Origin of the sequence: Gordonia sp. DT30 (assembly GCF_049844915.1) — a bacterium.
Taxonomy (GTDB): Bacteria; Actinomycetota; Actinomycetes; order Mycobacteriales; family Mycobacteriaceae; genus Gordonia.
In genome coordinates this window covers 109,260-120,965 of record NZ_JBNCLY010000014.1, presented here as the reverse complement: position 1 = coordinate 120,965, position 11,706 = coordinate 109,260, and the positions used below count along the sequence as shown (strand labels likewise).

The 11,706-nt window shown below is 67.9% G+C and carries 8 protein-coding genes; 6 read left to right on the top strand and 2 right to left on the bottom strand.

Annotation, left to right across the window (positions count from 1 at the left end; all coding sequences use genetic code 11):
- Positions 1 to 203 precede the first annotated feature (203 nt).
- Positions 204 to 1,607: a DNA polymerase IV gene (locus ACLQ3C_RS14480; RefSeq protein WP_425705776.1), complete on the top strand. Its 1,404-nt coding sequence runs from the start codon at positions 204 to 206 to the stop codon at positions 1,605 to 1,607.
- A 17-nt stretch (positions 1,608 to 1,624) separates the two neighbouring features.
- Here ACLQ3C_RS14480 and ACLQ3C_RS14475 read toward each other — a convergent pair whose 3' ends face one another.
- Positions 1,625 to 2,605, bottom strand: coding sequence for an asparaginase domain-containing protein (locus tag ACLQ3C_RS14475; protein ID WP_425705770.1), 981 nt, complete (start codon positions 2,603 to 2,605; stop codon positions 1,625 to 1,627).
- Between the two features lie 178 nt (positions 2,606 to 2,783).
- Between ACLQ3C_RS14475 and ACLQ3C_RS14470 the strand changes: the two genes are divergently transcribed.
- Positions 2,784 to 3,347 (top strand): hypothetical protein, encoded by a 564-nt coding sequence (locus ACLQ3C_RS14470; RefSeq protein ID WP_425705769.1) that lies wholly within the window; start codon positions 2,784 to 2,786, stop codon positions 3,345 to 3,347.
- Between the two features lie 134 nt (positions 3,348 to 3,481).
- Here ACLQ3C_RS14470 and ACLQ3C_RS14465 read toward each other — a convergent pair whose 3' ends face one another.
- The gene (locus ACLQ3C_RS14465) at positions 3,482 to 4,381 is read right to left on the bottom strand and encodes a hypothetical protein (protein WP_425705775.1); all 900 of its coding nucleotides are present in this window, start codon (positions 4,379 to 4,381) and stop codon (positions 3,482 to 3,484) included.
- Between the two features lie 186 nt (positions 4,382 to 4,567).
- Here ACLQ3C_RS14465 and lspA point away from each other — a divergent pair, with 186 nt between their 5' ends.
- The 4 genes from lspA to ACLQ3C_RS14445 all read left to right on the top strand — a co-directional run bounded on the left by lspA (position 4,568) and on the right by ACLQ3C_RS14445 (position 11,618).
- Positions 4,568 to 5,251, top strand: coding sequence for a signal peptidase II (gene lspA / locus ACLQ3C_RS14460; protein WP_425705768.1), 684 nt, complete (start codon positions 4,568 to 4,570; stop codon positions 5,249 to 5,251).
- Positions 5,244 to 6,170 (top strand): RluA family pseudouridine synthase, encoded by a 927-nt coding sequence (locus ACLQ3C_RS14455; protein WP_425705767.1) that lies wholly within the window; start codon positions 5,244 to 5,246, stop codon positions 6,168 to 6,170. Before lspA ends, ACLQ3C_RS14455 begins: the two co-directional genes overlap by 8 nt.
- A 176-nt stretch (positions 6,171 to 6,346) precedes the next feature.
- On the top strand, positions 6,347 to 9,889 hold the full coding sequence (gene dnaE / locus ACLQ3C_RS14450) for a DNA polymerase III subunit alpha (RefSeq protein ID WP_425705766.1): 3,543 nt from the start codon (positions 6,347 to 6,349) through the stop codon (positions 9,887 to 9,889).
- A 55-nt stretch (positions 9,890 to 9,944) separates the two neighbouring features.
- Complete coding sequence (locus ACLQ3C_RS14445) at positions 9,945 to 11,618, top strand: NAD-binding protein (RefSeq protein ID WP_425705765.1); 1,674 nt, start codon at positions 9,945 to 9,947, stop codon at positions 11,616 to 11,618.
- Positions 11,619 to 11,706: the final 88 nt, after the last annotated feature.

The window sequence follows — 11,706 nt, the reverse complement described above, 5'->3', positions numbered from 1 at the left end:
GCGGCTTTTGGGCGTCCAGTGCGTGCCATACCCAACCCTACAACATATTCAATGAATTAACGGCGCGGAACACTAGCCGGGCGCGCGTCGTGGCGCCTCGATCGCGCGCACGTGTGGCCGCATACCATTCCTTGGTGTCCACCGATCCCGGTCGCAGTGAGGACGAGCGCCGCGACGACGCCGAGCGCAGCGCCCGCTGGGTGATGCACCTGGACATGGACGCGTTCTTCGCCTCGGTCGAAGAACTCACCCGGCCCACACTTCAGGGCCGGCCGGTTCTCGTCGGCGGCGCGGGCGGTCGCGGCGTCGTGGCGGGTGCAAGCTATGCCGCCCGGGTGCACGGGGCGTTCTCGGCGATGCCGATGCACCAGGCGCGACGGCTGGTCGGGGCGCAGGCGGTGGTGTTGCCGCCGCGCGGGAGTGTGTACCGCGTGGTGAGCGAGCGGATCTTCGCGCTGGTCCGCGAGGCGGTCGGGGTCATCGAGATGCTGTCGTTCGACGAGGCCTTCGCCGAGCCCGAATCGCTGGCCGGTGCCGGAGCGGACACGGCACGCGAATTCGCCGAGGACGTCCGCAGCCGGATTCGCGACGAGGTGGGCCTGGCCGCCTCGGTCGGCTTCGGGTCGGGCAAGCAGATCGCGAAGATCGCGTCGGGTATGGCGAAACCCGATGGGGTCATGGTGATCTCACCCAGTCGTGAACTCGCGTTCCTGCACGCGTTGCCGGTGCGCAAGCTGTGGGGGATCGGACCGGTATCCGGAGACCGGCTGGCGCGGCTCGGCATCGACACCATCGGCGATCTCGCCGCCCTCAGCGAGTTGGAGATCGCCTCGGTTCTCGGTGCCACGAGCGGCCCGGCGCTGCACCGGCTCGCCCAGGGTATCGACGATCGGCCGGTCGCCGAACGTGCTGCCGCCAAACAGATCTCCGCCGAGACGACCTTTCCGCACGACATCGTGTCCATGGGCGCGCTGCGCCCGGCGATCGATCGATCGGCGACCGATGCCCACCGGCGACTGCTCGCCGACGGGCGTGGCGCGCGTACCGTCGTGCTGAAACTCAGACGTGCCGACATGTCGATTCTCACCCGTAGTTCCACGTTGTCCGCGGCCACCAGCGACATCGACGCGCTCGCCGCGGTGGCGCAGCGGATGGCGCTCGATCCCGAGGCCGTCGGTCCGATTCGCCTTGTCGGAGTGGGGTATTCCGGACTCACCGATGTCGAGCAATATGCCCTGTTCGACGAACTCGCCACCGCCGGTGCGCCGGTGGTCGCGGCGCACGACGGCAGCGGGGACATCGACGGCAGCGGGGACATCGACGGCAGCGGGGACATCGACGGCGACGATCCCGACAGGGCAATAGCCGACACGGGATCAGCGGAGGGTACGGGCAGTGCGGCGGCATCCCGCGAATGGTCGACCGGACACGACGTCCGGCATCGCCGGTATGGCCACGGATGGGTTCAGGGCGCGGGGCACGGTGTGGTCACCGTGCGCTTCGAGACCCGTTCGACCGGGCCCGGCCCGGCACATACCTTCGCCGCCGACGACCCCGACCTGGACCGCGCCGATCCCCTCGACAGCCTGGACTGGCCGCAACCCTGATCCCGGCCGGCCGGGTATCAGTCGCGCGGCTGGGAGGCGGAGAAGAAGTCGGCGACCTCGTCGTCGTCGCACCCGGTGGTGAGCAGCGCCTGCAGGGCGACGCGCGCCTGCGGTGCACGCAGCCACGTCGACACGATGGCACCGGCGCGTTCGAGGTCCACCGCGCCGCCGCCGCCGCCGTAGGTCGCCACGACCGGACCGTAGGGCACCCGGGTGGTCACGACGACGACCACACCGCGTTGACGTGCCAGGCTGACCTCGGCGGTGATGTCGGGATGGGTGTTGCCCGATCCGGTTCCGGCCAGCACGATGCCGGCGGCGTTCTGCGACACCGACGCCGCGATGATGCCCGGTGACACCCCCGGATACAGGGTGTAGGCGTCGACGCGTACGGGATGTCCGCGGGGGATCGGGCCGGTCAGCATCGGGCGGGGTAGCGCGTCGTGCACGGTGTCGAAGGCATCGAGGTCCACCGTCGACGCCTTGAACGCGCCGCGCGCCGCACGCACCTGGCCGCCGAGAACGATCTGCACGCCGGCCGAACGTGCCCGCGGGTCCGCGGCCAGGGCGATCGCCGCGGCGATGTTCGCCGGACCGTCGGCGACGGGCGAGTCGGCCGGATATTGCGCGCCGGTGAAGATCACCGGCCGCGGGTCTGCGGCGAACAGATCGGCGAGAAAAGCGGTCTCCTCCATCGTGTCGGTGCCATGGGTGACGACGACCCCGACGACCCCGGGGTCGCGCAGCGAGTCGGCGATCGCCGCGATGACCCGGAACTGATCGGCGGGGGTCATCGCCGAGCTGTCCACCGACATCAGGTCAACGGGTACGACCTGCGGTGACACCGGCCCGTCGGTGGTCTCCGGCGACGGCCCGGGAGCCGTCGCGAGGACCTCGTCGGCCGAGAGAACAGGGACGGCTCCGTCCGAGCCGGTCTGCGCGGCGACGGTGCCGCCGGTGGTGATCAGGGCGATGCGAGATACCGGCGTGGGTGCCATGGATCACAAGGTTGCGCCGACCCGCCGAGGACGTCAACCGGTGAGCCGGCGACGTACGCCATGCCGGTAACGGGATGCCGTTTGGCATAGTGGTGTGAGCTCCGGCCGCCGACGTGGTGGTCGATCCGCGTCAAGAGTCCGACACAGTGGACAAAGTCCGACACAGTGAGGGAGTTCGTTGAAGTTTCCGAAGTTCGTGGGGGCCGTCATGATCACGGCCGCGGTGACCGTCGGCGTTGCAGCCTGTGGCAGCAACGACAGTTCCGACGACATCCCCACCGTCGCCCCGTCCACCACCAGCGCCGCCTCGACCTCCGCATCGGGTGACGCGGTGACCAACCCGACCCAGCCGCCCCCGGTGGCCACGTTGAACCAGATGCTGCAGACCGCGCTCGACCCGAACGTGCCCAATGCGCAGAAGACGCTGCTGGTGCAGAACTCGGAGAAGGATCCGGCGGTCTTCGACAAACTGGTGCAGCTCCGCAAGGACAACCCGGGTGCCGGATACCAGATCCGCGGTCCGGTGACCGCCGACGGCCCGAATCGGGCCAGCGTCCGGGTCCAGGTCAAGCTGCCCGACCAGCAGCCGCAGGACATCGACGCCCAGATCGTCTACGACAATGGCCGGTGGAAGCTAGCCAGTAGCTTCATCTGCCCGCTGATCACCAACAACGGTGTGACGAGCCCGATGTGCCCGTCGGCGACGCCGAGTCACCGCACGAGCGCTCGTCCGTCGAGCTGACATATGGCCGGCGGTGACGATCACCGCCCCTCGCCAGCCCCCGCAGGCCCCGACTCGTCGAGTCGGGGCCTGCGGGGTGTCCGCGCTGTCGGGGGTGTCCGGGCCTTTCGGCCGTCTCCGGTGCCTGTGCGCGATCACTTCCAGCTCATGGCGAACCCGATGCGCTGCACGAGGGGCCGGCCGGGATCGGCTCCCGCGAGTTCACGGGCGCCGGTGTAACGGGCGTCCCCACCGACCGGGAGACCGCGGGTGAGGTCGATGGTGATCTCGCCCGAGCCGGTGTAGGTGTAGCGATCGATCGTCAGCGTGGCATTGCCCCCGGGGATGGTGAACACCGAATTGACCGGTGTCTCGTCGGAGGTGAACGAGATGGTGAGGCGGCTGCCCTCCCAGCGCGTGAGGCGGGCCTCGATGGTCTGGACGACGGTTGCCGCGCCGGCGATGGTGCGTTCGCTGTGCCAGGTCGCGCCGACGCCGATCGGCTCGGTGGGCAGTACCAATGAATTCTGCAGGGACTGCACGATGGACTGCTCCAACGCGCGACGCGCCGGTGCCGACGCCGCATCGGTGGGCCGCAGCCGCAGCGACAACGGGCTCAGCGCCGGGCCGAAGGTGATCCCGGCGATACTGCCGGTCGCCGCCTTCAGTTGATCGGACAGCTCGGACTGCGGAGATGTCGGCGTCCCGAACACCAGATTCAGCTCGTCGGTCGCCGAGCATCCGAATCGGGCGGTCAGCGGCGTGGTCACCGACTGGGTGGTCTCTGCTGTGGTCGAGACCTCGCTCGAGGTGGTCGACAGCGATACCTTTTGTGGGACTTTCGTATCCGGCGCCACGGTGGCCGTCCGCAGGGGATCGGCACCGGGCGATGTGCGGCTGAGGGTGGCCGACGGGATGGGGATCGACGTGGCCTGTGTCAGACCGGTGGCCGGGTCGGTGGCGCATCCGCCGGTGGGGGTGGGCGGTGCCGACGAGGATTCGGAATCGGAGTCGGAGCCACAGCCGGTCATCACGAGCCCAGTCGTGAGGACCATCGCGCAGACCGTGGTCGCGGCGCGCGTCCGGGCCCGGCGGCGGGGCGACGCCGACCGGTGGACCGCGGGTTCGGCGGGTCCGTGCGAATCGGACGTGGGGGACACGGCAGTCAGCGTATTGCACGCATCAGGGATGATGGACGGGTGGACGACTCAGCTGCACATGAGGCCCCTTCGGGTGCCGGGATGAACGAGACCCCGCCCGGCGAGCAGACCCGGAGCCCCAGGGGTGGGTTCCGGGGAGTCCGTGGCCAGAAGGTGCTCGCCGTCCTCATCGCCGTCGCCGGCATCGTCGTGTTGCTCGACATCCTCACCAAATCCCTGGTGGTCGCGCTGATCGATCCGCTGGTTCCGGTGTCGGTCATCGGTGACGTCGTGACCCTGCAACTGCTGCGCAACAGCGGCGCGGCGTTCTCGATGGGTTCCGGCTCCGGCTACACCTGGGTGCTGACACTCATCGCCCTCGCCGTCGTCGTCGTCATCATCCGCTACTCGAGCCGGTTGCGGTCGGGCTGGTGGATTCTCGGCCTCGGACTGGTGCTCGGTGGTGCGCTGGGCAACCTGATCGACCGGATCTTCCGCTCGCCGGGACCACTGCGCGGTCACGTCGTCGACTTCATTTCGGTGGGCTGGTGGCCGGTGTTCAATCTGGCCGATTCCGCGGTGGTCTGCGGCGCGGTGCTGCTGGTGGTGCTCTCGCTGCTCGGCTTCGATTACGACGGCTCCCGGTCGGGCTGGGCGGCCCGCCACGATCCGGATGACACAGCGGATGAGGACACAGCGGACGAGGACACAGCGGACGACACACCGGGCGAGGCGCCGGGTGGCCGGTCGTCGAAGTCCGGCGGGGCGGACGACGCCGATGCGTGAATCGCGGTCCCTGCCCGTTCCCGACGGGGTAGACGGGATGCGCGCCGACGCCGGCGTCGCCCGGATCCTCGGGCTCTCGCGCACCGTCGCGGGGCGTCTCGCCGACGACGGCGACGTCACCGTCGATGGCGCGGTCGTCGGGAAATCCCACAAACTCAGTGCAGGCAGCTGGCTCGACGTGGTGCTGCCCGAGCCGGAACAACCGCTGCGCGTCGAGCCGACGCCGGTCGAAGACCTTGACGTCGTCTATCACGACTCCGACATCATCGTCGTCGACAAGCCGGTCGGTGTAGCCGCGCACCCGTCGGTCGGATGGAGCGGCCCGACGGTCGTCGGGGCGCTCGCCGCGGCCGGCTACCGGATCTCCACTTCCGGCGCCCAGGAGCGCCAGGGCATCGTCTCGCGTCTGGACGTCGGCACCTCCGGGCTGATGGTCGTCGCCGTCTCCGAGCACGGGTATTCGCTTCTCAAAAGGGCGTTCCGGGACCGTGAGGTCGACAAGGGGTACCACGCTCTGGTGCAAGGGCATCTCGATCCCTCGGAAGGCACGATCGACGCCCCGATCGGCCGCCACCGCGGCAGCGACTGGAAGTTCGCGGTCACCGCCAACGGCAAGCCGAGCGTCACCCACTACGACACGGTCGAGATGTTCGCGGCGGCCTCGCTGCTCGACGTCCATCTCGAAACCGGGCGAACCCACCAGATCCGGGTCCACTTCTCCGCGCTGCATCACCCGTGCTGTGGCGATCTGACCTATGGGGCCGATCCGGTGCTGGCGACCCGACTGGGCCTGGAACGGCAATGGCTGCATGCGCGGTCCCTGGGCTTCGCCCATCCCGCCGATGGGCGGTATGTCGAGTTCGTCAGCCCTTATCCGAAAGACCTGCAGCAAGCTCTGGACGTGCTGCGTCGGGCCTGAGCCGACACGCCCGTCGGCGACACGCCGTCCCCGGTGCCTCATCCGTCACAGGCGGGCGCGCCCCGCCGAGACTGTCGGTGCGTCGGCATAGAGTGGGACCCGCTCGTGCGTACCGGTGTCGATCGGTGCCGCGGGCGGAAGTGACCGTCTGCACGATGTCGAGGTGAGAAGCGCCAGTGGCCGATTCGTTTGTTCACCTGCACAACCACACCGAGTATTCGATGCTCGACGGCGCGGCCAAGGTGTCGCCGCTGTTCGCCGAGGCCAAGCGCCTCGGGATGACCGCCATCGGTATGACCGACCACGGCAACATGTTCGGCGCCAGCGAGTTCTACAACACCGCGGTGCGCAACGACATCAAGCCGATCATCGGTATCGAGGCCTACATCGCGCCGGAGTCACGGTTCAACACCAAGCGCGTGCTGTGGGGTACGCGTGATCAGAAGGGCGACGACGTCTCCGGCTCGGGCGCCTACACGCACATGACGATGGTCGCGGAGAACGCAACCGGCCTGCGTAATCTGTTCACCCTGTCCTCGCGCGCCTCGATCGAGGGTCAGCTGGGCAAGTGGTCGCGGATGGATGCCGAGATCATCGCGCAGCATTCCGAAGGCATCATCGCCACCACCGGGTGTCCGTCCGGTGAGGTGCAGACCCGGCTACGCCTCGGCCATGACCGCGAAGCGCTCGAGGCCGCGGCCAAATGGCAGGAGATCTTCGGCAAGGAGAACTTCTTCCTCGAGCTGATGGAGCACGGTCTGGAGATCGAGCGCCGCGTCCGAGACGGGCTGCTCGAGATCGGCCGCAAACTCGGCATCCGGCCGATCGTCACCAACGACTGCCACTACGTGACCAAAGATCACGCCAAGAGCCATGAGGCGCTGCTGTGTGTGCAGACCGGCAAAACGCTCTCGGATCCGACCCGGTTCAGGTTCGACGGCGACGGCTACTACCTCAAATCCGCCGATGAGATGCGCGCGCAATGGGATTCGGTCATCCCGGGCGCGTGTGACGCCACCGTGGAGATCGGCGAGCGCGTCCAGAGCTACGCCGACGTGTTCACCCACCACGATCGCATGCCGGTCTTCCCGGTACCCGAGGGTGAGAGCCAGCAGACCTGGCTGCGCAAAGAGGTCGCCGCCGGCCTCGGACGGCGCTTTCCCGACTCGGACGTGCCGCAGGATTATCAGGATCGCGCAGCCTACGAGCTCGACGTCATCATCCAGATGGGTTTCCCGGCCTACTTCCTGGTGGTCGGCGACCTGATCCGGCACGCTCAGGAGGTCGGTATCCGCGTCGGGCCGGGACGTGGTTCGGCTGCCGGTTCACTCGTCGCGTGGGCGCTGGGGATCACCAACATCGATCCCATTCCGTACGGACTGCTGTTCGAGCGATTCCTCAACCCCGAACGTGTGTCGATGCCCGATATCGACATCGACTTCGACGATCGCCGCCGCGGTGAGATGGTGCGCTACGCCACCGAGCGGTGGGGCAGTGACAAGGTGGCCCAGGTCATCACATTCGGCACCATCAAGACCAAGGCTGCGATCAAGGACTCCGCCCGCGTCCAGTTCGGGCAGCCCGGATTCGCCATCGCCGACCGCATCACCAAGGCGCTGCCACCGCCGGTCATGGCCAAGGACATCCCGGTCTGGGGTATCACCGACCCTGCCCACGAGCGCTACGGTGAGGCCACCGAGGTCCGCACCCTCATCGAGACCGACCCGGACGTCAAGAAGATCTACGACACCGCGCTCGGGCTCGAGGGCCTGATCCGCAACGCCGGCGTGCACGCGTGTGCGGTCATCATGTCCAGCGAGCCGCTGACCGACGCCATCCCGGTCTGGAAGCGCGCCCAGGACGGGGCGATCATCACCGGCTGGGACTATCCGTCGTGTGAGGCCATCGGCCTGTTGAAGATGGACTTCCTCGGTCTGCGCAACCTCACCGTCATCGGCGATGCGATCGAGAACATCAAGACCAACCGCGGATTCGACCTCGATCTCGACAAGACGCCGCTCGACGACCCGAAGACCTACCAACTGCTCGCGCGCGGTGACACGCTCGGCGTGTTCCAGCTCGACGGCGCGGCCATGCGGGAACTGCTCAAACGTATGCAGCCCACCGGTTTCGAGGACATCGTGGCGGTGCTCGCGCTGTATCGTCCGGGCCCGATGGGCATGAACGCCCACAACGACTATGCCGACCGCAAGAACGGTCGGCAGGACGTCAAGCCGATTCACCCCGAGCTGGCCGAGCCGCTCAAGGAAATCCTCGCCGACACCTACGGTCTGATCGTCTACCAAGAGCAGATCATGCAGATCGCGCAGAAGGTCGCCGGGTACTCGCTCGGACGAGCCGACATCTTGCGCCGCGCGATGGGCAAGAAGAAGGCCGAGGTCCTCGCCGCGGAGTTCGAGGGCTTCGAGGCGGGCATGAAGGACAACGGCTTCTCCGCGGCCGCCATCAAGGCGTTGTGGGACACGATCCTGCCGTTCGCCGGGTACGCGTTCAACAAGTCGCACGCCGCAGGCTACGGCCTGGTCTCGTTCTGGACCGCCTACCTCAAGGCGAACTATCCGGCCGAGTACATGGCGGGACTGTTGACCTCGGTCGGTGACGACAAGGACAAGGCGGCCATCTATCTGTCGGACTGCCGCAAGATGGGCATCACCGTCCTGCCGCCCGACGTCAACGAGTCGCAACGCAACTTCGCGGCCGTCGGTGGCGACATCCGGTTCGGTCTGGGAGCCATCCGCAACGTCGGCAGCGGCGTCGTCGGCTCGATCCTCGGCGCGCGTGAAGAGAAGGGTAAGTACACGTCCTTCTCGGACTACCTCAACAAGATCGACGTCACGGCGTGCAACAAAAAGGTCACCGAGTCGCTGGTCAAGGCGGGAGCGTTCGACTCGCTTGGCCATCCCCGCAAGGGCCTGTTCCTGATCCACACCGAGGCCGTCGAGTCGGTCATCGGCACCAAGAAGGCCGAGGCGATCGGTCAGTTCGATCTGTTCGGCGGCGGGGACGAGGCCGCCGGCGACAGCCTTGCCGAGGTGTTCGCCGTGAAGGTGCCCGACCAGGAATGGGACACCAAGCACAAGCTGACCCTGGAGCGAGAGATGTTGGGGCTCTACGTGTCCGGGCATCCGTTGGCGGGGGTCGAACACGCCATCGCGGCCCAGACCGACACGTCCATCACGCAGCTCCTCGAGGGCAACGTGCCCGACGGCGCGCAGATCACCATCGGCGGCATCATCTCCGCGGTCACCCGGCGGGTGAACAAGAAGGGCGAGCCGTGGGCCGCGGTGACCATCGAGGACATGGTCGGCGGGGTGGAGGTCTACTTCTTCCCGCGAGCGTTCGCCGTATACGGCATGGACATCGCGCCCGACAACATCGTGCTCGTGCGGGCGCGCGTCAACCAGCGCGACGACTCGACCATGATCAGCGCCAACGATCTCGCAGTGCCCGATCTTGCTGCGGCCGGCGATTCCAAACCGGTGTCGCTGACCCTGCCCTCGCGCCTGTGTACACCGGATCGGGTTGCCGCCCTCAAGCAGGTTCTGACCCGCCATCCCGGCATCGCGGACGTACACGTCACGCTCGTCTCGGGCGATCGATCGACGGTGTTGCGCCTCACCGAAGCGCTGCGGGTCACCCCGAGCTCAGCCCTCATGGGCGACCTCAAGGCCCTGCTCGGGCCGAGCTGTCTGGGCTGACCGGCGGCCGGCGTCCGGCACGCGTGAGGGGCGAGCCGCGGGTAGCGTCTGCGAGATGCCCGGTCACATCATCGTGCACGGTGACGACGCGTTGACGCTGCGGATCACCGAAGAACTCGCCAGTGCCGGTGCGCGCGTCGTCGGACTGGCGTCGCCGGCCGGCCTCGCCGATGCCGACCTCGGGCATGCCGCCGCGGTGGTGTGCGCCGGATCAGATGATGCCGTGAACCTCGAGATCGCGCTGCTGGCAAGAACTCTCGAACCCCATGTGCGAGTGGTGGCCAACCTCTCCAATCCGGTGCTCCGTGATGCGGTCGCCTCTCGTAACGGACCGGGCGCCGTTCTCGATGTCGCCGAGCTCGCCGCCCCGTCGGTCATCGAGGCATTGCTGGGGCGCACCACGCACTCGATCTCGGTGGCAGGCAACGAGTTCATCGTGTCCGCGGCGTACGCCCCGAACGCCGGGGGCACCCTGCGCGAACTCTATGGTGACCTCGCGCCGGTCGCCGTGTTGCCTGCCGGTTCCGGGTCGAGCTCGGGATCGGTCGTGCCTTGTCCGGGCCGGGATCTGCCGGTCGAACCCGGCGATCGGGTCGCGATGATCGGTACGGTCGACGACCTCGCCGCGCAGGGCATCGAGATCGCCGTGCACCGTCCACGAACACGTTCCCGCCGTCCGCTGCCGTTGCGCGCAATCGGCGCCGTTCGCGCCTTTCGCGACGACGTCAACCCGAACCTCTTTCGCGCCCTTGGGGTTTCGCTCGCACTATTGGCCTTCGCCACCGTTCTGCTGCGCTTCACCTATCACCGGCCCGGGATGAGTCTGGTCGACGCGCTCTACTTCTCGACCGAGACCATTGCGACTGTCGGTTACGGCGACTTCAGCTTCGTCGGCCAGCCGCTCTGGCTGCGGCTGTTCGCCATCGGGCTGATGTTCGCCGGTGTCACCACCACCGCGGTGTTGATGGCCTTCGTCGCCGACCTACTGTTGTCCCGTCGGATCGGCGCGTCGGCGGCACGCCGGCGCGTCCGCGACATGGCCGGTCACATCCTGGTCGTCGGGCTCGGCTCCTTCGGGATCCGGGTGGCGACGGACCTGCGAGCGCTGGGGCACGAGGTCGTCGTCATCGAACGCAATGACGACAACCGGTTCCTCGAGGTGGCGGCCGAACTCGACATCCCGGTGATCATCGGCGACGCAACATTGCGGCGCACACTCGCCGACGCCGGTATCGACCGTGCGCAAGCTGTTGCCGTGCTCACCCATGAGGACATGGTCAACATCGAGGTCGGCATCATCCTGCGTGAGGTGCTCGGGCGCCGCTGGTCCGGAACGGCCGGGCGTCCCGGTGTTGCGGTGGTGCTCCGGGTCTACGACGAGTCGCTGGGCGCGGCCGTGGCCCACCGTTTCGGATTCGAGAACGTCCGGTCCACGGTCGAACTCGCCGCGCCCTGGTTCATCGGGGCGGCGCTGGGCCTGCAGGTTGTCTCGACCTTCTCGGTCGGGCGCCACTCGTTCATGGTCGGGGGCCTGTTCGTGCGGCGTGGGAGCGTCCTCGACGGCATGCTGCTCGCGGACCTCCCCACGCGTACCCGGATCATCGCGATCATTCGACGGTCGGGGACCGTGCTGCATCCGCGGCGTGACGAGCGGCTGGTCGCCGAGGACACCGCCTATCTGGTCGGGCCGTATCACGAACTGCTCGACACCCTGCAGCGCAGCCGCTGAGGTCGGTTGCCGCACCGGCGGCGACGCCAGGTTTCGGGTTGCCGAAACCTGGTATGACGCGAGTACCGTAGTGAATGTCCGGCACATC